This is a genomic window from Phenylobacterium sp., from assembly GCF_016793285.1.
Classification (GTDB): Bacteria; Pseudomonadota; Alphaproteobacteria; order Caulobacterales; family Caulobacteraceae; genus Phenylobacterium.
Genome location: NZ_JAEUMO010000095.1, coordinates 25,085 through 48,419 on the forward strand (window position 1 = coordinate 25,085; position 23,335 = coordinate 48,419).

28 protein-coding genes are annotated in these 23,335 nt (G+C 64.6%); 12 read left to right on the forward strand and 16 right to left on the reverse strand.

Going from position 1 to position 23,335, the window contains the following annotated elements; all coding sequences use genetic code 11:
- Positions 1 to 50: 50 nt before the first annotated feature.
- The 4 genes from JNL41_RS09915 (at position 51) to JNL41_RS09930 (ending at position 3,057) form a co-directional block, all read left to right on the forward strand.
- Positions 51 to 1,493: a leucyl aminopeptidase gene (locus tag JNL41_RS09915; RefSeq protein WP_293474483.1), complete on the forward strand. Its 1,443-nt coding sequence runs from the start codon at positions 51 to 53 to the stop codon at positions 1,491 to 1,493.
- Between the two features lie 106 nt (positions 1,494 to 1,599).
- Positions 1,600 to 2,292, forward strand: coding sequence for a hypothetical protein (locus JNL41_RS09920; RefSeq protein WP_293474485.1), 693 nt, complete (start codon positions 1,600 to 1,602; stop codon positions 2,290 to 2,292).
- A complete protein-coding gene (locus tag JNL41_RS09925; protein WP_293474487.1) occupies positions 2,285 to 2,743 on the forward strand; it encodes a DNA polymerase III subunit chi in 459 nt (152 codons plus the stop codon). The genes JNL41_RS09920 and JNL41_RS09925 overlap by 8 nt, the downstream gene beginning before the upstream one ends.
- Positions 2,740 to 3,057: a peptidase inhibitor I78 gene (locus JNL41_RS09930; RefSeq protein ID WP_293474488.1), complete on the forward strand. Its 318-nt coding sequence runs from the start codon at positions 2,740 to 2,742 to the stop codon at positions 3,055 to 3,057. Before JNL41_RS09925 ends, JNL41_RS09930 begins: the two co-directional genes overlap by 4 nt.
- A gap of 59 nt (positions 3,058 to 3,116) precedes the next feature.
- Here the strand turns inward: JNL41_RS09930 and JNL41_RS09935 are convergent, their stop codons facing one another.
- Positions 3,117 to 4,343 carry a glycosyltransferase gene (locus JNL41_RS09935; RefSeq protein ID WP_293474490.1) on the reverse strand — a complete coding sequence of 409 codons (1,227 nt, stop codon included), beginning with the start codon at positions 4,341 to 4,343 and terminating at the stop codon, positions 3,117 to 3,119.
- Between the two features lie 247 nt (positions 4,344 to 4,590).
- Here JNL41_RS09935 and JNL41_RS09940 point away from each other — a divergent pair, with 247 nt between their 5' ends.
- Complete coding sequence (locus tag JNL41_RS09940) at positions 4,591 to 5,637, forward strand: hypothetical protein (protein WP_293474492.1); 1,047 nt, start codon at positions 4,591 to 4,593, stop codon at positions 5,635 to 5,637.
- Here the strand turns inward: JNL41_RS09940 and JNL41_RS09945 are convergent.
- Together JNL41_RS09945 and JNL41_RS09950 are read right to left on the reverse strand one after the other, a co-directional pair.
- Positions 5,570 to 6,220, reverse strand: coding sequence for a hypothetical protein (locus tag JNL41_RS09945; RefSeq protein ID WP_293474494.1), 651 nt, complete (start codon positions 6,218 to 6,220; stop codon positions 5,570 to 5,572). The two genes, JNL41_RS09940 and JNL41_RS09945, sit on opposite strands and share 68 nt — an antisense overlap.
- A gap of 60 nt (positions 6,221 to 6,280) precedes the next feature.
- A complete protein-coding gene (locus tag JNL41_RS09950) occupies positions 6,281 to 6,625 on the reverse strand; it encodes a hypothetical protein (protein WP_293474496.1) in 345 nt (114 codons plus the stop codon).
- Positions 6,626 to 7,030: 405 nt separating this feature from the next.
- Here JNL41_RS09950 and JNL41_RS09955 point away from each other — a divergent pair, with 405 nt between their 5' ends.
- The 4 genes from JNL41_RS09955 (at position 7,031) to JNL41_RS09970 (ending at position 11,808) form a co-directional block, all read left to right on the forward strand.
- Complete coding sequence (locus tag JNL41_RS09955; RefSeq protein WP_293474498.1) at positions 7,031 to 7,531, forward strand: TIR domain-containing protein; 501 nt, start codon at positions 7,031 to 7,033, stop codon at positions 7,529 to 7,531.
- Positions 7,531 to 8,412, forward strand: a complete 882-nt coding sequence (locus tag JNL41_RS09960; RefSeq protein WP_293474500.1) for a macro domain-containing protein — start codon at positions 7,531 to 7,533, stop codon at positions 8,410 to 8,412. The genes JNL41_RS09955 and JNL41_RS09960 overlap by 1 nt, the downstream gene beginning before the upstream one ends.
- A gap of 156 nt (positions 8,413 to 8,568) precedes the next feature.
- Entirely contained in the window at positions 8,569 to 8,790 is a 222-nt protein-coding gene (locus JNL41_RS09965; RefSeq protein WP_293474501.1) for a DUF2158 domain-containing protein, read from the forward strand.
- 6 nt (positions 8,791 to 8,796) lie between these two features.
- Entirely contained in the window at positions 8,797 to 11,808 is a 3,012-nt protein-coding gene (locus JNL41_RS09970) for a DEAD/DEAH box helicase (RefSeq protein WP_293474503.1), read from the forward strand.
- 2 nt (positions 11,809 to 11,810) lie between these two features.
- On the opposite strand, the gene JNL41_RS09975 is transcribed toward JNL41_RS09970, so the two are convergent.
- The 4 genes from JNL41_RS09975 to JNL41_RS09990 all read right to left on the reverse strand — a co-directional run bounded on the left by JNL41_RS09975 (position 11,811) and on the right by JNL41_RS09990 (position 13,069).
- Positions 11,811 to 12,008: a hypothetical protein gene (locus JNL41_RS09975; RefSeq protein WP_293474504.1), complete on the reverse strand. Its 198-nt coding sequence runs from the start codon at positions 12,006 to 12,008 to the stop codon at positions 11,811 to 11,813.
- Between the two features lie 75 nt (positions 12,009 to 12,083).
- Entirely contained in the window at positions 12,084 to 12,371 is a 288-nt protein-coding gene (gene nadS / locus JNL41_RS09980; protein WP_293474506.1) for a NadS family protein, read from the reverse strand.
- 10 nt (positions 12,372 to 12,381) lie between these two features.
- A complete protein-coding gene (locus tag JNL41_RS09985) occupies positions 12,382 to 12,723 on the reverse strand; it encodes a type II toxin-antitoxin system RelE/ParE family toxin (protein ID WP_293474532.1) in 342 nt (113 codons plus the stop codon).
- 103 nt (positions 12,724 to 12,826) lie between these two features.
- Entirely contained in the window at positions 12,827 to 13,069 is a 243-nt protein-coding gene (locus JNL41_RS09990) for a hypothetical protein (protein ID WP_293474508.1), read from the reverse strand.
- A 114-nt stretch (positions 13,070 to 13,183) separates the two neighbouring features.
- Here JNL41_RS09990 and JNL41_RS09995 point away from each other — a divergent pair, with 114 nt between their 5' ends.
- A complete protein-coding gene (locus tag JNL41_RS09995; protein ID WP_293474510.1) occupies positions 13,184 to 13,531 on the forward strand; it encodes a hypothetical protein in 348 nt (115 codons plus the stop codon).
- A gap of 145 nt (positions 13,532 to 13,676) precedes the next feature.
- On the opposite strand, the gene JNL41_RS10000 is transcribed toward JNL41_RS09995, so the two are convergent.
- Positions 13,677 to 13,937: a hypothetical protein gene (locus JNL41_RS10000; RefSeq protein ID WP_293474512.1), complete on the reverse strand. Its 261-nt coding sequence runs from the start codon at positions 13,935 to 13,937 to the stop codon at positions 13,677 to 13,679.
- Positions 13,938 to 14,098: 161 nt separating this feature from the next.
- Here JNL41_RS10000 and JNL41_RS10005 point away from each other — a divergent pair, with 161 nt between their 5' ends.
- Positions 14,099 to 14,833 carry a LuxR family transcriptional regulator gene (locus JNL41_RS10005; RefSeq protein WP_293474514.1) on the forward strand — a complete coding sequence of 245 codons (735 nt, stop codon included), beginning with the start codon at positions 14,099 to 14,101 and terminating at the stop codon, positions 14,831 to 14,833.
- A 97-nt stretch (positions 14,834 to 14,930) separates the two neighbouring features.
- Here the strand turns inward: JNL41_RS10005 and JNL41_RS10010 are convergent, their stop codons facing one another.
- Complete coding sequence (locus JNL41_RS10010; protein WP_293474516.1) at positions 14,931 to 15,206, reverse strand: helix-turn-helix transcriptional regulator; 276 nt, start codon at positions 15,204 to 15,206, stop codon at positions 14,931 to 14,933.
- A 160-nt stretch (positions 15,207 to 15,366) separates the two neighbouring features.
- Between JNL41_RS10010 and JNL41_RS10015 the strand changes: the two genes are divergently transcribed.
- A complete protein-coding gene (locus JNL41_RS10015; protein ID WP_293474518.1) occupies positions 15,367 to 16,023 on the forward strand; it encodes a PEPxxWA-CTERM sorting domain-containing protein in 657 nt (218 codons plus the stop codon).
- Between the two features lie 81 nt (positions 16,024 to 16,104).
- Here JNL41_RS10015 and JNL41_RS10020 read toward each other — a convergent pair whose 3' ends face one another.
- The 7 genes from JNL41_RS10020 to JNL41_RS10050 all read right to left on the reverse strand — a co-directional run bounded on the left by JNL41_RS10020 (position 16,105) and on the right by JNL41_RS10050 (position 22,900).
- A complete protein-coding gene (locus JNL41_RS10020) occupies positions 16,105 to 17,295 on the reverse strand; it encodes a relaxase/mobilization nuclease domain-containing protein (protein WP_293474520.1) in 1,191 nt (396 codons plus the stop codon).
- Positions 17,292 to 17,648, reverse strand: coding sequence for a plasmid mobilization relaxosome protein MobC (gene mobC, locus JNL41_RS10025; protein WP_293474522.1), 357 nt, complete (start codon positions 17,646 to 17,648; stop codon positions 17,292 to 17,294). The genes JNL41_RS10020 and mobC overlap by 4 nt, the downstream gene beginning before the upstream one ends.
- Positions 17,649 to 18,522: 874 nt before the next feature.
- On the reverse strand, positions 18,523 to 19,947 hold the full coding sequence (locus tag JNL41_RS10030) for a type IV secretory system conjugative DNA transfer family protein (RefSeq protein WP_293474524.1): 1,425 nt from the start codon (positions 19,945 to 19,947) through the stop codon (positions 18,523 to 18,525).
- Positions 19,947 to 20,375 carry a hypothetical protein gene (locus JNL41_RS10035; RefSeq protein WP_293474526.1) on the reverse strand — a complete coding sequence of 143 codons (429 nt, stop codon included), beginning with the start codon at positions 20,373 to 20,375 and terminating at the stop codon, positions 19,947 to 19,949. The genes JNL41_RS10030 and JNL41_RS10035 overlap by 1 nt, the downstream gene beginning before the upstream one ends.
- The gene (locus tag JNL41_RS10040; RefSeq protein ID WP_293474528.1) at positions 20,372 to 21,673 is read right to left on the reverse strand and encodes a hypothetical protein; all 1,302 of its coding nucleotides are present in this window, start codon (positions 21,671 to 21,673) and stop codon (positions 20,372 to 20,374) included. Before JNL41_RS10040 ends, JNL41_RS10035 begins: the two co-directional genes overlap by 4 nt.
- Before the next feature lie 225 nt (positions 21,674 to 21,898).
- Positions 21,899 to 22,021, reverse strand: a complete 123-nt coding sequence (locus JNL41_RS10045; RefSeq protein ID WP_293474530.1) for a hypothetical protein — start codon at positions 22,019 to 22,021, stop codon at positions 21,899 to 21,901.
- A gap of 87 nt (positions 22,022 to 22,108) precedes the next feature.
- Positions 22,109 to 22,900, reverse strand: a complete 792-nt coding sequence (locus JNL41_RS10050) for a hypothetical protein (RefSeq protein ID WP_293474531.1) — start codon at positions 22,898 to 22,900, stop codon at positions 22,109 to 22,111.
- Positions 22,901 to 23,335: the final 435 nt, after the last annotated feature.

Consider the following 23,335-nt stretch of genomic DNA (forward strand, 5'->3'; position numbering starts at 1 on the left):
ACGTCGGCGCGCCCCGCGGACCCAACGAGAAAGACCCCAAGAGAAGAGACATGGATATCCAGTTCGTCGCGGCCGGCGCCGCTGTTTCCGGCAGGTCGGCGGTGGCCCGCATCGTCTTCGAGGGCGACACGCAGGCCGGCGCGGTCGGCCAGGCGGTCGCCGCCAGCCGCTTCACCGGGGCCAAGGGCCAGACCCTCGACATCCTGGCGCCGCAGGGGGAAGGCGCCGCCCGCCTCGTGCTGGTGGGCGCCGGCCGGAAGGACGCCTTCGACGCGGCGGCCGCAGAGAACGCCGCGGCTGCCGGCTACAACGCCGTGAAGGCCTCGGGGCTCGAGGTGCTGAGGGTCGAGGGCGCGGCCGCCTTCGCGGCTAACGCCGCCTTCGGCGTGCGCCTCGCCGCCTACCGGTTCGACAAGTACCGGACCAGGGAGCCGGCCGAGAAGAAGCCCTCCATCGCCAGGACCGAGGTCGTCGCCGACGATCCCGACGCGACGCTGGGCCGCTTCGCCGATTTCGCCGCCCTGGCCGACGCCATCAGCTTCACCCGCGACCTGGTCTCCGAGCCGCCGAACGTCCTCTACCCCGCCGAGTTCGCCACCCGCGCCAAGTCGCTCGAGAGCCTGGGCCTCGAAGTCGAGGTCCTCGGCGAGGCCGAGATGATGAAGCTGGGCATGGGCTCGCTGCTGGCCGTCGGCCAGGGCAGCGTGCGCGAGAGCCAGCTCGTGGTGATGAAGTGGATGGGCGCGGCCGACAGGAGCGCCCAGCCGATCGCCTTCGTGGGCAAGGGCGTCTGCTTCGACACCGGCGGCATCTCGATCAAGCCCGCCGAGAACATGGAAGACATGAAGTGGGACATGGGCGGCGCCGGCACGGTCACGGGCGTCATGCATGCGCTCGCGGGCCGCAAGGCCAAGGTCAACGCCATCGGCATCCTGGGCCTGGTCGAGAACATGCCCGACGGCAACAGCTATCGTCCCGGCGACGTGCTGACCTCCATGTCGGGCCAGACCATCGAGGTGGTGAACACCGACGCCGAGGGCCGCCTCGTGCTGGCGGACGCCCTCTGGTACTGCCAGGACCGCTTCAAGCCGAAGTTCATGGTCGATCTGGCGACCCTCACCGGCGCCATCATCATCGCGCTCGGGAACGACTACGCCGGCTGCTACGCCAACAACGAGGAGCTGGCGGCCAACCTGCTCGACGCCGGCAAGGCCGAGGACGAGGGCCTGTGGCGCATGCCGCTGCCGGCCGCCTACGAGAAGCAGATCGACTCGATGATCGCCGACATGAAGAACACCGGCGGACGTCCGGGCGGCTCGATCACCGCGGCGCTGTTCCTCCAGCGCTACGTCAACGGCGTGCCCTGGGCGCACCTCGACATCGCGTCGACCGCCTGGAAGAAGCCCTCCAGCGCACCGACCGTCCCGGACGGCGCCGTGGGCTTCGGCGTCCGCCTCCTGAACCGCATGGTGCGCGACAAGTACGAGGGGTGAGCGCCTTCCTCTCCCTGGCGCCGTCATCCCCGGGCTTGTCCCGGGGGCCCATGAACACCGTGGTCGGTGAGGGGGCAGGCCGGCGCCGCCTCGGGTGGAACTGAGTATGCGCCTCGTCCTCCTGCACAGCCCGCTGCTCGGGCCGCTTTCCTGGCGGCGCGTGGCCGAGATCCTGCGCGAGAAGGGCCCGCAGGCCGAGACGCCGGCCTGGCCGCGGCTCTCGACACTGGGCGCCGACGGCTACGCGGCGCTCGCCAGCAGCATGGCCGCCACGCTGGCCGGCGGGCCGCCCGCCATCGTCGTCGCGCACAGCGGAGCAGGCGCCCTGATCCCGTCGGTCGCCGCGCTGGCGAAAGGCGCGCTTGCGGGCGTCATATACTGCGACGCGATCCTGCCGCATCCGGGCCAGTCCTGGTTCGACACCGCGCCGCCGAACCTCGCGGGCCAACTGCTGGCGGGCGCCGTGCAGGATGCGCTGCCGTCCTGGGACCGCTGGTGGCCGCCGGGGGCTCTGGAACGGCTCATTCCCGACGCCGACGTGCGCACGGCCCTCATCGCCGAACTCGAACCGATCCCCGTCGGCTACTTCGAGGAGCTGGCGCCCGAGCTGGAGCTCGACGCGGCCACGGCCTACCTCCAGCTCAGCGGCGCCTATGCCGAGGAAGCGGGGATCGCGGGCCGAAAGGGCTGGCCCGTGGTGCGCCTGCCGCTGCATCATCTGGCGATGCTGACCCACGCCGAAGCGGTCGCCGGCGCGATCCTGTCGCTCGCCGAGCGGCTGGAGGCTCCGCATGGCTGACACGGCCTGCGAGGTCTGGTTCTACCACCTGGAGCACACGGGCCTGGACCAGGCGCTGCCCGAACTGCTGGAGAAGACGCTGCAGCGCGGCTGGAAGGCCATCGTCCGCTCGGCGGCCCCGGATCGCATCGACCACCTCGACGGCTGGCTCTGGAGCTATCGCGACGAAAGCTTCCTGCCGCACGCGCCGGCCGATGAGCCGAACGCCGCGCGCCAGCCGATCCTGCTCACGACGGGCATGGAAAACCCCAACGCGGCCGACGCGTTGTTCCTCGTCGATGCGGCCGAAGCCGGCGATCTCTCCGGCTACCAGCGGTGCATCGTGATCTTCGACGGCGCGGACGAGGGCCAGTTGCAGAACGCCCGCGCCCAGTTCCGGGAGGCCAAGGCCCAGGGCCATCCGGTGTCGTACTGGAAGCAGCAGGCGCGCGGATGGGAGAAGCAGGCATGAGGCGATTGCTGCTGGCGGCGACCCTGACGGCGCTCACGGCCTGTTCCACCGCGCCGCCGCCCGAGCCCGCCCCGCCACCGCGGCCGGCCCCGGCGCCTGCGCCGCCCCCGCCGCCGCCCGCCGACACCTGCGGCGCCGGCGAACATCAGCATCTCGTCGGCCGCCCCCGCACCGAAGTCCCGGTCCCGCTCGACCCCGGCAAGCAGCGCGTCGCCTGTACGACCTGCCCGGTGACCATGGACTTCAGCGCCGAGCGCCTGAACTTCTTCTTCGACGCCAGGACCGGCCTCATCACGGAAGTCCGCTGCGGGTAACTCCCCAAATCCCGCTCATCCCCGCGAATGCGGGATGAGCGTGGTGGGAAGAGGGCGCTCTACGGAATCGCTACCCCGAGGTCGCGCAGCAGCGTGAGCCAGGCCTCGCGGCCCTTGTCGCGGTCGAACTTCGCCACCGCCGTCTCGCGGGCCGCGGCGCGCAGCGGGGCGAAGGCGTCAGGCGTCCGGCACGCCGCGATCATCGCCCCCGCCAGCGCGTCGACGTCGAAGAACGGCAGCAGCGTGCCGTCGACCCCATCGGTGATCGCGTCGTGCAGCGGCGCCGTGTCGGAGCCGATCACGTAGCAGCCGCTCGCCATGGCCTCGGCCAGCGACCACGAGAGCACGAAGGGGTAGGTATAGTAGACGTGCGCCGCGCCCAGGCGAAGCGCCGCGAGCATCCGCGCGTGCGGCACGCGGCCCAGCAGGTGAACCCGGCTGCGGTCGAACGCCAGCGGCTCGAAGATCGCCTCCGCCCAGGTCTTCCCGTCGGGCGCCGTGCCGCCGTAGGCGCGGCGTGACGGGTCGCCGATCACGATCACCTGCGCATCCGGGACCTCGGCCAGCAGGCGGGGCAGGGCGCGGGCCAGGATGTGCAGGCCGCGCAGGGGCTCCATGTTGTTGTTGACGTGCGTGATGACCGGCGTGCCGGGCGCGATGACGCGGCCGTCGTCCAGTACGAACGGTTGGGGCGGCGCGGGGCGGATCGCGCCCACGTCGACGCCTTCGTGGATCACCCGCGTCCGTTCGCGGAACACCGGCGGCAGCGCGCTGGCCTGGAACTCGGTCGGCGCCACGATCGCATCGGCGGTAGCGTAGGCCAGGGCCATGACCGGGTTCTTCGCATGCACCCGGAACACCTGCTCCTCCTCCGCCGGGAAGAACTCGGTGTCGAACGCCACGTCGTAGCCGCGGGCGTGATACCAGAACTCCGCGAAGGCGACCTGCCGCGCGGCCGGGAACAGCTCGCCCAGGAACGTCGTCTCGCCCCAGCCGGGGTGGCCCACGATCGCCTGCGGGTCCCATCCCTCGAGCTTCAGCGCCTTGGCGGCGTCATAGGCGCTGCGGCCCCGGATCAGGTCCGCCTCGGCCCGCACCGCCAGCGGGTAGATGCCCGCCGTCGTGCCGCGGGGCAGGGCGTAGCGCGCCGTGCGCACGCCGGCCATCTGGCCCGCATGGTCCTGCCCCACCGCCATGCACGGCACGCCGCGTGCGACCAGCGTCTGGGCCAGGTCCCGGAACTGCCCCGGGAAGTTGTTGTGTACGAAGAGGACGCCGGCGGGCATGTGCGCGGCTTTAGCCCGCCCCGGAAGCGCCTGTCACTCTTGACGATCGGCGCGCCGCCCGCGATGGCAGGGGCCCCACGCGGATGTGGCGGAACTGGTAGACGCACTGGATTTAGGTTCCAGCGCAACTACAAAATAACACATACTGAACAAGGATTTATTTGGACGCGAATTTAGCCTGTGTCCAAAGATGTGTCCAAAAGGAAGCGCAAGAGAACGCCCCGGTCGCTTCTGGGCGCGTGCTAGCTTGCTTCGCGTGAATACGCACGCACTCATTCCCCGCCAACGCCTTCGCTGGATTCCGAAGCCCGCGCGCTTTGCGCACGAGTACTGCTTCTTCCTCCACGACCACTGCGTCGCTCTCCTAAAGGAGTACGAGGAAGCAGAAGCCAACCTGGTCGGCATCGAATTCAAGAACAAGAAGGAAGCTCGGGCCTTCAGCGACGCGGCAAAGGGAGATGCCATCGGAGTCCTACGAGCCCTTGGCTATCATGAAGAGGCCCGGCGGGTGGCGATCAATGCCATCACCATGGCGATGGTGTCAGACTGCCTGCATCACGTCTTCGAGGCCTTGCGGTGCCTTGAGAGGCGCAAATTCGTCGTTGCACTAAACCTCTTGCGTAAGCCGCTCCTCGACAGCCTCGTGTTCCTGTCCTGGGTGCTGGGTGACGAGGATGGTTTCTATGAAGCCTTCACGAAGCAATCACCCCAGGCCTTGTCCGGCTCGAACGTAGGCAACCGAAGGCCCGCAATACTGAGAGCGGCGCATGCGAAAACGTCTCTTGGAGCGGCAGTCGAAGTCGCTGAGATCGAGGCGATCCTCTTCGATGCGGATAATGTCGAGGGTCTCTACTGGCTGATGCAGCGTGCTGTGCACCTCATCACGGTGCAGCGGGTCTCCGTCCGAACCGAGGCGGAGAATTTCAATTTCATATTCAAGAGTTACGCAGACGACGACGTTTACCTCGGCGTCTACGAGACACTTCCGACCGTGCTGCTCTACCTCACGCACGTTATTGCCGAACTGTTCGACAGAATGAGACCGATGGACGAAGGGTCCATGACGGCGCTGCGAACCCGCAGCACCGCTGGCCTGCACCTGGTCTACGACACCGACCAAGTGCCGGAATTCCAACGGCAGCTCGCGAGCTTTGCTCAACACTTTCCCTGCGGCAGTTGCGGGGCCGAACCGCGCTTTAGCCGCCACAACACTGCCCGCGCGCTACTCACGGAGAGTTTCCGCTGTCATCGATGCCGACGCGTGAACCACTTTCCGTTCGCCTGGCTGTTCTGAGCGAAGCCGCTCGCGGCTCCACGCCGCTCGGTCCGCTTCGAGACAGGAACCACCTAGCTTCTGCGCTCGCATGCACGCGCGCCAATCGAACGACCTTCACCTTGAAGGCATCGACGGCCTTGTCGGCCTTTCTCATGGCTTCCATCAGCGCCGGCTTCCAGCGTGGGTCCATTCCCGCGCCGTCCTGGTAGGCCGCCTTGTGGGCACTTTCGAGCGTGTTGTACGCGCTCCGCGCCGCGTGGATCGCGGACAGCTCTGGCAGTGCTTCGGGGAAATAGATGCGTGTGAGCATCTCCATCATCTCTGCGCCGCCATGGTCCTTCTTGATGGGATTGGCCTGCCGGATGTCGAGCATTTGGTTGTAGTCGAGCCTTCCGTCGAGAACGCCCAGGAGCGGGACCATCGAGCTGGTCCATTGGCGCCCGAACTCGTCGGCAGCGAGGTAGAGCTCTTCCGCCTTCCTCCGCATGAAGAAGGTCTGTTCTTTGCTCCGGTTGAGCCGGTACGTCACCACGGCCGAGCTGACGCCGCTCGTGAGAACGGTCGCGACAGCAACGATCAGGGTCGTGGTAGCCGCATCCACCGGCGTCGTTCCTAGGAATCGCGCCGCCGATGCTACACCGGCGACGCGTCCTGGGCGCGGCTAGCCGAAGAGGTCTTGCTGCTCCCACCTCGCGCGGCGCACGCGCCAGGTCTTGGTGTGCGAGAATTCCTCTAGCTGGGCGGTGATGAGGGCGACCGCTCCACCGGCCTCCTCGACCTCACCGGGCGCAAGGAATTGGGACCAATAGCCGGTGTCGGTGACAGGCAACGGCGCACCCTTCGGGTCCATCACCTGCAATTCAAGGTGCGACCAGGGCCGACCAGCTCCCGAGGCCTCAAGGCCCAGCCAATCGGCCTCAAAGCAGACCTGGATGGTGATGCCCTCCCAAATCATCAATTCGCTGGTGATGCTGCGGTCCTGGCCGGACGGGCTTGCGATGCTCAACACGGTGAGAAGCTCCAGTTCACCGCGAGACCATCTCGCGGCTTCATGGTGAGCCCCGGGGACCTGGCCATCGAGCCGGCCGTCACACCCCGAGCGAAGCGAGCCCGAAGGGAGCGAGCTGCACGGAGCGCGAAGCGCGGAGGAAGCGACGCTGGGTTGACGGGTGGCGGGCCTGGTCCAGCGTAGCCCATGAAGGTGCGGCGTGATCGGTCGCGTCCAGGAACTCGCAGGCAAGCGAGCCTTGGCGCTAGACATAGAATCGTCTTAGCTAGGTTTGCGCTTTTCCGATCTCAAGAATCACTGATTCATCAGCCCATGGTGGGGGCTGCGAGTTCTCGCGCGCTCCAAGAATTCGAAAAAGAAGGCGCGGTCGCCCGCAATGGGCGTCCGCGATGGGGCTGAAACGTGGCCTATAGGAACAAGACCTACATCTGCTTCGATGGCGATACCGACATGCACTACTATCGCCTCATGACGGCATGGGCGGCCAACGATCGCTTCGAGTTCTCCTTCCACAACGCCCACGACCTGAACACGGCGAGGGACACGAGCCAGGAAGAGAGCATCAAGCGGAAGCTCCGTGAGCGCTTCGCCAACTCGAAGCTCATGATCGTCCTGATCGGTGAAAAGACCCGCTACCTGACGAAGTTCGTTCGGTGGGAGATGGAGGTAGCGCTGCGGCTCAACCTCCCGATCATCGGCGTGAATCTGAACGGTGCGCGGGACCGCGACAACCTGAGCCCGCCCGCAATCCGCGAGGAACTCGTGCTCTACGTCCCGTTCGGTCCGAAAGCCGTCCACCACGCCATGGAGATCTGGCCAGGTGAGTTCGGACAGCTGCAACGCCAGGGAAAATCGGGGCCTTACGCGCTGTCGAGCAGCACCTACAAGAGCTTGGGCATGTGATGTTCCGGTACTTCTTCCGCTCGATCTGCACCTTCTCTTTTTGGCGCTACGCGCTGTTCTCGGCGGAAGCGCTGGGGAAGCTGCTCGCGACGATTGGGGCCATCTACCTTTTCATGGAGCTGATGGATTTCCTCAGTATTTATACGAAGGACCGGTATAGCTCTTTCGCGATCATTCCGATTATCGCAGTAGCGGTTCTCTTCGTTGTCGTCACCCGCCGGCCGGTGGCCCGGGTGTCCTACAAGGCCCCGCATAGGGACTATCGGTTCGAGGTGAAGATCGGCGACATCTTCGCCGAGAACGCGGACGTCGTGATCAGCACCAACACGACCTTCGACACCGACATGGCCAGCGGCCTCATTGCCGTCGACAGCCTTCAAGGCCAGCTGGCCATTCAGGTCTTTCAGGGAAACACCGACGAGATCGATCGCCAGCTGGCAGAAGGGCTACGGCAGCACCCGCACGTCATTCGCGCCGACGCGAAGGGCAAGAAGGAAGAGTTCCCCATCGGGACCGTCGCGAAGGTGACGGCGCCCGGCCGCATCTACTACTTCGTCGCGATGTCGCGCCTGAACGAGCACGGCACGGCGCGCTCCACGCTTCACGATATCGATGATGCGCTTGAAGGGTTGTGGAAATTCGTGGGCGACCAAGGCGAGCTGCGGCCTATCGCAATCCCGTTGATGGGCACCGGCCGTGGGCGTGTCGAGCTGCCGCGCAAGAAGATGATCGAGCGCATCGCGCAGAGCTTTGCCGACGCGTCCCGCGACAAGATCTTCTCGAACCGGCTCGCGATCCTGGTGCGGCCGCAGGACGCTGAGAACTTTGGCGTGAATCTGTTTGAGGTGCGCGACTACCTCGTTCGCAGCCTCCACACCTAGACCGAAGGCAGCAGCTTGCCGCGTGCGGGGATGACATAGCCGCGACAGGTCACTGTATCTGTTGATGATTGGCACTCGGGAGACCTGAGTGCTAGGCGACGCTGACGCTGCGTGATAGCCTGAAAACGAATCAAGAACCTGCGACAGGAGGCTAGGTTGGAGTTCAAGATCGGAGACGTCGTTCAGCTGAAGTCCGGCGGTCCGGAAATGACAATCGAAGAGATCGGCGAGCACCAGCTTTCGGGCGGAAAGGCAGTGTGCTTCTGCGTCTGGTTCGAGGTGGTCGCCAAACAGCGCGTGGTGAAGCGCGATACGTTTCGACCCGAGGTTCTGAAGGCCGTCGAGGACCATCCCGGCCCCTCGGTCTGGCAGTTCTAGACCGCCATGATCCGCGCCGCCTTCATCGGAATCGACCGCTACCGCGATCCTCAGGTCGGCGATCTGAACGGCGCGACACGTGACGCACGAGCGCTCTGGGCGGTTCTGACAGATTCTATCGCCGGGATTGATGCTCGGCTGCTGACGGATGACGGCGCGACGTTCGCCACAGTCAATCAAGCGCTCGACGAAACGCTGGACGCCGCCGGCGACGACGATGTGGTCCTCATCAGTTTTGCTGGCCACGGGACACCGGACCACCGGCTGGTTGTGGCCGACACCAGCGCTACGGACATTCCGAACACAACCATCACCATGGAGGACCTGGCCGAGCGTTTCCGGCGCTCTCGCGCCCGGGCCGTGGTGATGCTTCTGGATTGCTGCTTCAGCGGCGGCGCGCCAGCCCGCGTTATCGACTTCGGTGTCCTACCGCGCGCCATCGGAAAGCCGTTGGACGACGTGGCCGGTGAAGGTCGCGTGCTCTTCGCAGCGTCAGCCGCCCACCAGCCCGCGCTTGAAGATCACCAGACGCGGCATGGCCTCTTTACGAAGGCGATCCTCGATCATCTGCTGACGGGCGAGCCGGTCAGCATCACGGGCATGGTCGACGATGTTGTCCGTGCTGTCCGCGCAAACGCCGGGCGGATGGGCTACGAACAGACGCCCGTCATGTTCGGCATGGTCGAGGGCGAGTTGTCGCTGCCGCCATGCCGCCGGGGCGTGAACTATCAAGCTGCCTTCCCGGAATACGCGCCGATCCGCACGACAGGAGATTTCGCCGAGCTGGCGGGTTATGGGCTAGCGACCGAAGTGCTGGATGCCTGGCGAGGCCGCTATTCTGGCGGCCTGAACGCGCTCCAGATCGCCGCCATCAACGATCACAACGTCCTGGGCGGAAACTCCCTGCTGACCGTGGCCCCGACCAGCGCGGGCAAGACCTTCATTGGCGAAGTGGCGGCGATCAAGGCCATCACAGAAGGCCGCAAGGCGGTGTTCCTTCTGCCCTACAAGGCGCTCGTGAATGAGAAGTTCGAGGACTTCTCGGCGCTTTACGGCGACCAGCTGAACCTTCGGATCGCGCGGTGCAGCGGCGACTATCAGGATCAGGTCCGGGACGTGCTTCGCGGCAAGTACGACCTGGCCTTCTTCACCTACGAGAAGTTTCTCGGGATGGTGCTGAGCGCGCCGCACATCCTCAATCAGATCGGCCTTGTCGTGATCGACGAGGCGCAGTTCATCACCGAGCCGGGTCGCGGCATGACGGTCGAGCTGCTGCTAACCTATCTGTTGAGCGCGCGCGATCGCGGGATTGCTCCTCAGGTCATCGCGCTCAGCGCCGTGATCGGCGACATCAATGGCTTTGAGCGCTGGCTCGGCTGCAACCTGTTGGTGACGGATCAGCGGCCCGTTCCTCTCATCGAGGGTGTCATCGACCGCACGGGAGCCTGGACGTTCCGTCGTGAAGGCGAGGCCCCCCAGACCGATCAGTTGCTCGACCGCTTCGCCATCCGGCAGCGGAAAGAAAAGCCCTCCGATCAGGACGTCATCGTTCCACTGGTTCGGCACCTGGTCGAGCAAGGTGAGAAGGTCATAGTCTTCCGCAACAATCGCGGATCCAGCTCGGGCGCGGCGAACTACTTGGCCGCCGAGCTTGGCCTTCCGCGCGCGGCGAACGTCATCACCGAACTGCCCGAGGCCGATCAGTCGGTGATGTCGCGCAGTCTGCGACAGGCGCTCGAAGGTGGCGTCGCCTTCCACCATGGCGATCTGAACCGCGAGGAACGCGTCGCCGTCGAGCGCGGCTTCCGCCGCCAGGACGGCGGCATTCATGTCCTGGTGGCGACCAGCACCGTCGCGGCCGGCGTGAACACCCCTGCATCGACTGTGATCGTGGCGGAGACCGAGTTTCGCGGTGCCGACGGCTCAACGCCCTACACCGTCGCTCAGTACAAGAACATGGCTGGCCGCGCCGGTCGCCTCGGCTTCGAGAATGAAGGCAAGGCGATCCTGATCGCAGACAATGGTGCCGAGCGGAACCAGCTCATGCGCACCTACGTCGATGGCCGGCCTGAGCCTTTGCGGTCGTCGTTTGACGAGAGGAATCCCGGCACCTGGGTGATGCGACTGCTGGCCCAGGTCCGCGAGGCTCCGCGCGCCGCCGTGACCGACATGGTCGCGAACACCTATGGCGGCTATCTGGCCAACCTTCGCGACCCGCGCTTCCGGGAGCGGATGACCGAGACGCTGGACCGTCTCCTCACCCGTATGGTCGCGGACGGCCTCGTCGAGCAGGAAGGCGAGATGATCCGCCTGACGATGTTGGGCCGTGCGTGTGGCGAGTCACCATTGATGCTGGAGTCCGCTCTGCGCTTGGTCGAGGTTCTGCGGCGCGTTCAACCCGAACGCGCGACCCCCGAAACACTGGCGACGCTGCTCGAAGTCCTGCCGGAGCGTGATGAGGACTACACGCCCCAGGCGGGCAGATACGGCGAAGCGCGCTGGCAGCAAACGGCCGGCCAGCGGTTCGGATTCGACGTAGCTGGGCTGCTCCGCATGCGCGTTGGCAGCGACAAGGAATACTACGCCCGCTGCAAGCGCGCGCTCATCGTCGCCGATTGGATCGCCGGAGTGCCGCTGAACGAAATCGAAGATGGCTACAGCGCCAACGGCTTCTCCGCGGTGCGTCACGCTGATGTCCGGGGCTTCGCCGATGGAAGTCGTTATCTCCTGGAGTCGGCTGTTCGCATCGCCTCCATCGTCCTCGCCTTGGCCCTGGACGAAGAGGCGGTGGCCGCCTTCTTGAAACGGCTTGAACTCGGCGTGCCCGAAGCTGCTCTTTGGTTCACCGACTTCGGTTTGGAACTCACACGTGGCGAGTTGTTGCTGCTCTGGGATCGCGGCTTCGGAACACCAGATCGCGTTGCCGCGATGACGGCCGATCAAATGGAAGCGCTTATCGGGTCGAAAGGACGCCGCCTCCACGCTGCTTTGGCGCGCAGAATTGCGGAAGCGAGCTAGGGCTATTCGCCCATCAGCTCCTTCCAGCGGCGAAGGAGCTTTCCTGTATAGGCATCCGCCTCGATGAACTCCTTCATCGTGGCTTCTCTGAACAGAGCACCCGCCCTTGCATAGGCAGCCGGAATTTCTTCGCGGAGGCGATCGAGCTCCGCGCGCTCTTCATCAGTCAAGATGACTACGTCACCGCGGCGTTCTGCCATGGCTTATCCTCTCGTTTGATCAGTGCGGCGAAGGCTCAAGCGCGCCTTGCCCATGTCTTGGGTGATCGCTCGTACTCACTCCGCCACCGCCTCCATGACCTCCTTCGGCCGGCGCTGAATAGCGAGCAGGTAGGCTGCCGCTGGCGCATCGGGATAGCGCCGCCCTTGCTCCCAGTTCTTCAGCGTTGCGAGCGGAATCCGAAATGCCGTCGAAAACCGGTTCTGCGACATATGAAGTGAACGCCGGATCGCCTTCACGTCCGGCACTTCGATCGTCGTCACGCGTATGCTGGCGCGCTGGCCGCGGACATAGGCCGCAGCTTCACCCATGCTCTCAATCAGATCCTTCTCGAACTTACCCATCTCGCACCTCTCATTTCGCCTCGCCCTTCACGACCGCCGCGAACGCGCGGACGGCCTTCTTGCCTTCCGGTGACAGGTCTTCCTGCTGAGCCTTGGCATAGACCATCAGGAGGAAGAGCGGCCGCTCGGCATCGAAGTAGAAATAGACCACCCGCACGCCGCCGCGTTTCCCGGAGCCTGGCCGCGACCACCGCACCTTCCTCACGCCGCCCGTGTCGGGGATCACATCCCCGGCCTCCGGATTGGCGGCGATGAAATTGATGAAGGTCTCGCGCTCCTCATCGCCCCAAACGGCTTCCGCCTGACGCATGAAAAGTTTGGTCTCGCAGACGGTGATAAGCCTTGTTGCCATTCCAGACAACTATACGCCAATGGCGTCCAAAAGTCCAGAAAAGACGCCATTGGCTTCTAAGCCATTGGCGCATAACGCCCCTACGGCACACCGCTCCGTAAGGTCACACTTCGGCGCGAGCGATCTCGCGAACACCGTCATCGCTGACGACAACTTTGACTTCGAACGCTAGGTGGTGGCGGGTGACCGTGGCCTCATAAATCTCGGTGCGCCCGAACCGCTCGCCGGCGAACGCGACCAGGCGCTCGCTGCCTGCTTTGTAGTGCTCGTGAATGGCCAGCAACTCGCGGAGGAACTGACCGAACACGAGCGCGCGCCCATCGTCTTTGATTTCAACGCCCCTCATGAAACCTCCTGATCGGCAGACAGTAGAATACAGCTAGGGCGCGCTCCAGTTGTGCTTGAGCCAGAATACCGGCGCGGTAGAGTGCCGCGAGTACCGCCGCACAGGTCGCGAGCCATGTCCAAAACCGCCACGACGAGATGGGCCGAATTGGTCGAGCGCTATGAGGACGCCCGCCGCGTCCACGATGCCGCGCACGCGGCTTACGCGCGCGAAGCGGCGGGCTTTGACGAGGGCCACGAGCTTCGCTGCGAGGCGACCCGCGACGCCGAGATCGCGCTCGAAGACGAAATGCTGGCGATGGATGCGCCGCACCTGGCTGCCGCGGCGTATCAGTTGAAGATATTCGCGCTGCGCCATTGCAGCGTCGAGCTGGACGGCGAGTTGCTCGAAGACGAGGAGCCGGAAGGCTCTATCCTTCGCCGCATCCATCATGCCGTCGCGACCGCCGCCGCGCGCCATTAACCGGCCGCGCGGACTTGACCATGCCCGAAGCGCGCATGAGTGTTTAAGGCAGCTTGGCTTCGTCGGGACGGCACCCCCTTAACTTTGCCCCGACGTTGACGCCCCCGGCCCCCGCCGGGGGCGTCGTTCTCCGGGCATCACCATCTCAGTCATCGAGCTGCGGCGGTTGAAGCCGCATGCGGATCGCTGCGGCGATCTGAAGCGCGACGATCTTTTCGTCGTCGAGGAGGGTTGGGTCGGCCGCCTTTTCATCGAACATCTGCGCCGCGACGAGGCATGCGGCTTCACTGCCGGCGAAGATCTCTTCTTCGATGATCTCCTCCACCACCTCGTCCAACGCGGCGCGATCCGCCGCGGGCAAGAGGGACAGGAGCATGCGGTCGCGCTCAGCCTGATGCATGACCATGAAATTGTATCGACCGGGCTGCCGCGAGCGAAGGGCGTAAGTCTACCCTCCCGATCCGTCCGCTACCCAAAGCGCTCGACACCCGACTTTCGTAGGGTTGGCGTCCTCGTCATAGTGAGTACTCGGACTCCAGCTGTACGTGGCTCGAAGGGGGATGCGGCTTGGATCGACTTGAGCGGATCGATCGCTTCCTCAGCGTTATCGCGGCCGCGCCTGACTTTCGCTCCCTCTTCAAGCTCGTCGAAGCTGAGATCAAACGTCTCGGTTTCGAGCGCTACACCTATCGACTGCTGGCCCTGCCGAACGGCGCGCGGCCGGACTGCGTGTCCACGAACTATCCTGCCGAATGGCTGACACGTTATCGGGCCGAGAACTACGAGGCGGACGATGCGATTTTCCATCGCATGGCCGAGAGCACGCGGCCGATCATCTGGTCGGAAGTCATCAAACCGGCGGCCCTGACTTCGGCGCAACAGCGGATCTTCAACGAAGGGGCCGATTTTGGAGTCGTTTCCGGCGTCTCGGTGCCGCTCTGGGGGCCAGGCGCGGTTCGGAGTCGCTTCGGTGTTGCCAGCTCAGGACGTCCGGAAGAGATCGAGAAACTGTATCGGGAGCATCGGCACGAACTCCAGATTATGGCGACCTACGTTCACGAGCGGGCGCTCGCCCTTGTCGCTGATGAGGTGCCCGAGCAGCGGGTCAACCTCACCGCGCGCGAAATCGAGGTGCTCAAGTGGACGGCCGCCGGCAAGACGAGTTGGGAGACCGCCAACATCCTGACCGTCACCGAGGCCACGGTGAAAGAGCATCTCGGGAATGTGTGCCGGAAGTTCGGGGTGAAGAGCCGGACGCATGCGGTCGCGCTCGGTATCTGGCGCGGCTACCTCACGCCATGACCCCTACGAAAGTCGGGTAGCCCACCGCTGCCCGCTCGACCTAGCCTTCCGCCAGGTGAGTGGCGAGTGCATCAGTTCAATGGCGGATTGGGTACATCTAGCGGCCACCGCGGCGCGTGCGCCCTGGCGACGCCTGCGCGGCGACGCGCTTCAACAACTCAGCGCCGGTCGTCTCCACGTCGATCTCAAGCGCCGCCGCGATGCCCACGAACTCCAGGAAGTCGATGCGCCGCTGGCCGCGCTCGTAGGCCGAGACAAACGACTGAGGCTTCTGAAGGCGGCGCGCCAATTCCACCTGCGTGACGCCAGCGTCCCGGCGCACCCGGCCCAGATAGTCGCCGACGACTTTATGATCCGCCGGACCTGGCCACACGCGAAACAGCTCTCCCGATACGAGAATCTGCGTGCAGCGCTAAATCGGATGATCCAATAACGAAAAATCCGATATCGGATCATCCGATATCTCTATCACCGAAGGCCGATGATGGTCTTCGCCTTGCAACACCTTGGGGGCAAAGATGACGAAGATAAGGATGGGACTTCTCGCCGGTGCGGCGCTCATGGCCGCAGCGCTTCCGGCAGCGGCCAGCACGACCATCACCTTTGATGAGCGGACGTCGGCGAGCGGCGTCGACACGGGCGATTTCGAGAGCGCGGGCTTCCTCTTCACGCACGCCTTCAATCAGGGCGTGGGCTTTCGGAGCTGGGGCACGGAAGGCGAGTTCGCGCCCAACAACGCCGATCCGGATGGCGCGACGCTCTTCGACAACGTAGGCGGTCGTTATGCCAACGCCTTCGCCGCTATCGGCGGCGGCGCCTTCGCGCTGTTCTCCATCGACCTTGCCGACATCTACAACGGTCAGGCCGGCGGGTTGCCGCTCACGACCATCTTCACGGCGACCAAGGCCGGCGGCGGTACGGTGACGCAGAGCTTCACCTTCGATCAGACGCCAGGCCTCAAGACCTTCGCCTTCAACACCGATTTCCAGAACGTGGTCTCGGTGTCCTGGGGCGGCGATCTCAATTCGAACGGCACGAGTCCCTATGGCGTCCAGCTCGACAACATCGTGGTGGGCGAGGCTGTCACGGGCGGTGTTCCCGAACCCGCGACCTGGGCCTTGATGATCCTGGGCTTCGGCGCGGCGGGCGCTGCTTTGCGCCGCCGGTCATCGCCCGCGCCGCAGCTCTGAAATCGAACGTCAGCCTGTGCAGCGCGCGGGTGATTTGACGCGCCGCTGCACGAAAGGTCGCAAGGATCGTACGGCCTAACGTCAGCGGCTCCGGGTGTGGCCTGCACCGGGAGCCCCGTTTTGTTGGCCGAGCCCTCTGCTGACATCCGGCGCATCGAGCTTGGCGGCCCTCAGCCGATCAAGCGCATTCTGCTCGTTCTCGCTCAGCTCGCGACTTGGGGTGATTTCTTCGGCGGGCGCGGGCTTCGTGACCTCGGCAGCCGCGGCCTGGCGCTGGCGGTCCTGCTCCATCTGACGAAGCCGCTCCTGGCGTCGCTCAAAGTCGGCCTGGGCTGCGAGGCTCTGGCTCACATAGTCACCGCCGCGCCTATACTCATCGCCGGCTGCGAACTCAGCCTTGGCCTCGCGAAGGCGACGCATGGTGTCGTCATCACCCGCGAGTTCGTTCCCGATTTCCTTGCCGCTCCGCTCGCGCAGCAGCGACTTCACCTCGCTGATGGTAGGTATGCTGGCCCGGTCGATCGGCGCCATGAACTCGCGCAGCTCGGCCGCCTTCACGCCCTCGATCCGGCGCGCGAGGCTGTGGATGCCGCCGGCATAGTCGACGATTACGAAGTCACGGCGATCTCCGTGAGCGAGGACATAACCCTTGTCCGCCAACGCCGCGCGGAAGGACTCTGCGCCATCACTCGCCTGGAAGGCCACGCTCACCTCGGCCTTCACATCCTTGCCTTTGATGCCGGTGCGGTCTTCCTGCCTCAGCTCCGCGCGCGATGGTGTGCGGTCGGGGCGTTCTACCCCGCTGCGCTCGTGATGAGCCCCTTGAATGCGAGCGTGACCCCACTCGGCCTCAAGGGCTCTGCTAACCTGTTCGTGCTTCCGAAAATTATGGCTGTCAGACACGGCGCGCATGTGGTGGATGTCGATCCGCGTCCACACGACGTGCAGGTGCTCGCGACCTTCCTTCTCATGCAGCACCACGACGCGCGCATGACCGTCGAAGCCCATCTTGCGCTCTAGCGCGTCGACCGCCTGGTTGCGCTGTTCGGCCGACAGGCGGTGCGGCGGCTCGGGGCTGATAGCGGCGTGATAGAGCGGCTTCTGACACCGCGTTCCCATCGCATAGGTGTCCATCTCGATCAGGGCCCCGCGGAGATCTTCTGCGATGGTGCCGCGCGTCTCGAGGAGTTCGATCCGCTCGTTCGTCTCGGCATTGCCGAGATGCTTCGCGAGACCGGCGGGGCCTGATCTTGATGTGCCCTTGATGATCATGAGCCACGCCCCAGAGCGGCAAGGATCGCATCGCGAACCCGCTTCAGATCATCGAGGGCCGCAACGAGCGCGCTCCTCTGCATCGGCATGTTGGCGTTGGCTGACCTCGCGATTTGATTCACGTTGGAGCCAACATGCCCGAGCTGGCTGAGGATGCGGACCAGCTCCTGGCGCTCGACTGGCGGCCTGCGCACTTGGCGCGGGGCCGGCGCACCTAATAGCACCTGGCGGGCGTAACTGCCGGAGGTCAGGCCCGCTCGCGCCGCATGGTCGTCGACCGTGGCGCGTTCATCCGGCGTGAAGCGGATGGTGAGGTGCGTCGTGCGTGCGCGCTTTTCGCTGCCGTGACTCATGCGAGGCTCCGGCTGCGAGCTGGGGTCCAGGGGAGCAAGACTCCCCGGTCTCGACGACGTCGCGCGGCATCCAATCCGGCGGACGGGTTGGCCTGAGGTCTCGGAACCGGAGAGTTCTGAGCGGGGAGGTCCAGCGAGGGTGCAACCCTCTTGGTCGGGGTCCACGGGGACGAAGTCCCCTGGCAAGCTGCGCGGGGCGCCGCAGGCGAGTGCAACGCACTACCGCGCATGGCTTGCCCCCTTCCTTATTCCACCGCGCCCTATGCGCATCCGTGGAATTGCCGAAGAGGCACAGGACCCGTTGCCGACCACAACGAGCCTCAAACGCCAACCGCATCTCGTCGGTCGACACTCTGAACCAACACCTTCTGGCCACTCACCAACTGCACTTCCGCTGATCCACGGAGGGCCCTTTTGAGGCTGGCGTAGTGGTGCGGTGCTCGCTTCGTTCGGCGGTTCATCCACTGTCGGTGCGTCGGCGATCCGGGTGTTGGCAGGCTCTGCATAGGCGTCTCCTCCGGTTGTGATGTGCGCAGGGGAGCGGCGGCACCGAGGGCGACAAGATGAGAATTTTTCGAGGAGCCCCCAAAGCTCTCGGGAGGGATGCGCACGGCGCGTACCCTTGACCGACGCGCAGCAAAGCGGAGCGAGGTCAGGGGCCGGATCGAAAAATTGTTGTCTTGAGCGAGCGCTGTGCGCGAGCGACGCCGAAGGGTCCGGCGCCAGACTGCGCGTGAGCTCGTCGGGTGAGGATTGTAGGTGGCCCGACTTCGGCGAGGCGTCTGCGAACCCGCGAGCGCGGGGTGCGGCCTCATACCAAAAGCCGCATCCGGATGTGGAACACGCCTGCATGTTATTTTGCAGGCGCAACGAGCTACCTACGGCCGCGTGCACGGACATCCTCCGGTATGTCGGTACGCTCCGTGAAGTCCGCGACCTGGGTGATGTAACGGGCGACGCCCTGCGTGTCGGACGGCAGCCGCACGAACATGCGGCCCTTCCCGAGCTGCTCGAACTGGTGAGGCATCACGTTCTCGCGGCGCTCGCGGCCGACGGAGAAGCTCGTCTTGCCCTCGTGGTCGCGGCTGTCGCTGCGCACGTCGATCGTGCGTTCACCGGAGAGCTCCGCGAGATAAGCCGACGTCGTGGGATCGCGCGGGCCAAATGCGGTCAGAACGCCGGCCGACGTGAACGACTCGTAGTTCTCCGGATAGATCGTTTTGAGCTGTGAGAGGGCCTGCGCGAGGAGGTAGAATTTCACCCCAAAGCCAGCATTGAGTTGCACGCCCGTCTCGATGCTCTGCATGCGGCCAAGTGCCGGGAACTCGTCGATAATCAGCAACGTCTCGGGGCGGTTGTTCGCGCCGAGCGTCTTCCGCAGCGCCTCAATCGCTCCCGAAATCACCAACCTCAACCACCTGGCATGCGTGGCAAGTCTAATAGGCGGGAGCACAACGAAAGTGGTCACGGTCCGCTGCTTCAGCGTGCTGAAATCAACGCCGGGCCGCGCCAGGTCCCGCGCCACGGCGGGGCTGTCGAGAAAGCGCGTCTGGGTCTTGGCTGAACGGATGAAGCCGTTGAGCTCGCGATCATCGGGGCTGAGTGACTGGAGTTCGGAGAGCTTCGTCCAGAGCGCCGGAACGCCGTGCCGCTCGGACGCCAGGAACACGCATGGCAGGCCCTCTTTGGTGAGGCCGTCGTCATCGCCAAGGAGAAGATCGCGCCAGCCCTTTTGCGTGAGCGCGAGGTCGCCGCGGATGTCGCCGAGGCTGGCGTTCGGATTGACGAGGCGTCGATACATGATGAGGCCGGCGACGATGTCCTGCGCGCCGTTTTGCCAGTGCGGATCCTTCTGACTCTCGACCGGGCATATCGATTCGGCGACCGCCGTAGAATCGTCAACGAAGTCCTCGCTCTCAGGGTTGAGCCAGCGCATCGGGTTGTAGCCGCTGCTCTCTAGCTCCAGGCCCGGCACATGCGCGAGGATGCCGAAGGGGTCGATGGCGTGGACCTCACCGAACTTCGCGCGATGCGCTGCCGACCAGGTGGCTAGCTCGCCTTTGATATCGAGGGCCAAGATCGACCGGTGGACGTCGAGGCAGAGCTCCGGGGCCGCAAGCCTGCGCGATTTGCCCGACCGCGTTGGGCCAAGCGAGACGATGTGCTCCGGCCCATCGAACAGCACACGATAGGGTGTGCGGTCAGGCTTTAGCCTCGGCACGGGGTTGGCGATCACATGATCCAGCTCCTCGCTGCCATCGCGAGCGATGAGGGGGATGCCGAGGTCGATGCCGGCCATCAGCGAAGATACTCGTGCTGCGAGGGCGGCAGGCGCTTGTGAGCGCCGTAGGGCGTGGTCGTGCCGAGACGTTTGAAGGCGAAGCCGATCACGACCCCGATGAGGACGATCAGGACCAGCGCGACGCCATAGTAGATGGCCGCCTGTGCGAGGTGGTTGCGATAGACCTCCACCCACGGCACGAAATTGATCGGCTTGTTGCAGAAAGTCTGGCCGACGAAGAGATCGCCGCTTGCGACGATCTCCTCGCCGCGGCAGTCATTGACGCCGCGGAGCTGAATGCCCTGCCATTCGCGGGCGTGATAGCGAAGGAAGAGCTGGTGCGCCTCATAGAGTACGGTGCCGGCGCTGAAGAGCCGCAAGATGCCTTGCGACCAGGCGAGGCCCATCCGCGTGCGGGCAACGACGCCGGGGCGATGCCGGTTCATTGCGCGCCTCGCGCAACTGTCGTCGTCATCGGGAAGGTGGCGTCGACGATCGTGAAGGCCGGTCCGTACTCCATCACGGGCGGGCGGCCGGCTTTCTCGTGATCCTCTTGCGTAGGTGTCATCGACACGATCACGCGGAGCTTGCCGGCCCAGACGAACTTGTTGTCGACGACGTCAGACAAGGAGCGCTGGACAACGAGGCCGTGAGGCTTTCCGGCCGGCGACACCGGAATCTTGGAATAGCCCTCGCAGTTCTCCAGCAGCTCGTTCTTGGCCTTCGCCGATCCGCGGAAGTCCCGCGCGCGCCGCCAGTCTGCGGCCGTGAAGCGGAAGCAGGACTGGACCATCCGATTGATGGCCGTGACCTCGTCCGTGTAGTCCATCGGATTGAAGCCGTACTGCTGACCTCGTTTGATCAGGTTCATGGTCAGCTTCGAGGTGAAGGGACCAAAGGCACCCTCGAAGCGCCACGGCTTCATCTTGCGATCATGCTCGGCCTGGTATGCGGCACGCTCAATATCGTCGCGCCTTTCTTGCTCCTTTCGCTCCGCTTCCACCTGGGCGTGAAGCTTAGCGATGCGATCTTCCTCTGCCTTCTTCTTCGCCTCCTCGGCGAGCTTTGCGGCTTCCTCGGGTGTTGGAGGTCGCGGAATGACCGTGCCGGTCTGGCAGCTGTAGCGATCCGCTGGCGTCGCGATCAGGTCATCGACGAAGTAGTAAGGCCTCCCCAGCGCAATGATGCCGCCACTTGTCGAGAGCCTCGTCGCCGACCAGCGGCCCTTGTGCTTGACGAGCTCAAGAGCCATCGCCCCGCCTCGACCGAGCTCGAATTGGTCGCCACCCGTCGAGCGCAAGAGCCTTGCGAACATATCCTCGGTGTTGCGGGCCTGGGCGCCGGGGCCGTCCTGCCAAGGCTCACCGGGCTCGCGGTAGATCTGAGACAGCATCGAGATGCGAGCGCGAACCGTGACCCCGTTCGCTTGCTCGGCAGGAGTCAGTGCAATCGGCACGATGTGGAAGCGTGGATTTCGGAACTGGAAGTACGTCGCGCGATACGCCTGAACGCTCGCGAGCATCCCCGACGCGTCGAAGATCGAACCCGCATAGAAGGCGTCGTCTCCGCATCGCGTCAGCAGCTTGCCCCACAGACGCTGAGCGACCACGGAAGTTTCCGATGGCGCTGGAGGTGCGGCGGCCTGAGCGTCGGTTGCGCAGGCCAGGCCAAGGGCGCCGAATAGGGCGAGGAAGGTCGTGCGGTCGCTGCGAGACGCAGCGCCGTTGATGGCGTGCTTAGTCATGATGGGTTCTCGCTAGAGGATGGAGTCTTGGGTCACCGCACAAAGGCTGCGGTTGCCGGGTTCAACGCAGACGGTGCAGCTGAACTGGCGCTGCGTGATCTCGGAGCTCTGCCACTCACCGCAGAGGCACGACGTAAGTAAGACGGGTTTCATAGTGGATTGCCCCAAGAAAAAGGCCGCGCCCTTGCGGGGGCGCGGCCCGTTCTGAGCGCAACGCCCCTGAAGTCAGGACTTCTTCGGGTCGTCGATGATCGCCTGCTGATAGCCGGCGCTGGTGTTGTTGGAGAGACCGAGGCCGCGGGCGATCTCAGCCTGGGCGGTCAGATACTGATGATTGAAGTCGGACATCGTGATGCCCTCCGCTGACGCCACCAAATCGATGACAGCGGCACGGTGCGCGCCTCTCTCTCGCATGTCAACATCGTACGATGTTGACTATGTTGTTGGCTTCGCGCTCGCTCGGCGTATACGTGCCTTTTCGGCATCCTTGCTCCGCCTGCGAGTAAGAAGTTCATCGGCGGTAAGCCCGCTGAGGTCTTCCTTCGCTGACGGCGGTAACAATTTGTCGGCTTTAGACTTGTCGCCCCGACACGCTCGATAGACTGCCATCAAGAGCGGCTCGTCAGCAGCTCGTATGCTGGCGCGTGTGGCGCGACCACTCTGGATATCCGCGCCCCAATGCTCATTCAGAAAATCGACGGGATCGCCGGACTTGCGGACCCCCAGGTACTTCGGCCGCGGTTCGCTATCGGGCTGATGGATGGTCTGACGCGCGGCAACGCGTGCCTCTTCGAGTGCTTTCCTCACGCCTTCGCGGGCAGCCTTGGAAAACACTTCTCGTTCAGCTTCAGAAAACTCGCTTTCAATAGCGAGGCGCTCAATTGCACTATCGAACTCGTCCAAATTAACCCCCGGCAATAGATGCCGGGAATATTGAGACCCTTCAATAGGTATATTACTTTCATCATATATTTCAGTTACTTCATTGGAGCGGCGAATTGCCTTCAGGATACTAATTCGCGATGTGAAGGAATTTGGCCGGGTTAATTCCTCCGATGCATCGTTTTGAGGGAATGGGTTGCGGTCCGACGTGGTTGCCGCAGAAGCCTTAACCTCCCGTTCTGCGACATTGGATTGGGGCCGCGCCTTGCTGCTGTCCTGTTTGGTCGGGGGTCGAGTCACGATGCCAAGGCTCGATTCACTTGCACGCCAGATGAAAGATATCACGTCCGGACTGCGCCGCTTCGTGAGACAGCATAGTCGAGCGTTCGTCAGCGTCCGTGATCGCCATCAGCTCTCCAGTGTCCCCACGCCGATATCGTAGCGGTCAAAAACTACGGCCGGTCTACGCCGGCGGTCGGCTCGTGGCCGCAACTGCCCCGCGGGGCAGTCTTCCTCTTCGTTCCAGTCGCAGGCGATGCGGCCGCCTCCGCGTCGGCTTCGTGGGCCTTCGCAAGAAGACCGCGACGGTCGTGGTCGGACACAAAGGAGGAGATCATGAAGATGACAATCGACGAACTGAAGCTGCTGACACGCGACGAGCTCATCCAGCTCTGGGAACGGCTCTCGTTCCGGCTCAGCAAGCTCGCCCCCGGCTCCCACGACCGGGCTGACGTCATCGCTACCCTGGCCGACATCCGCGCGGTGCTGGCCACCAAGTAC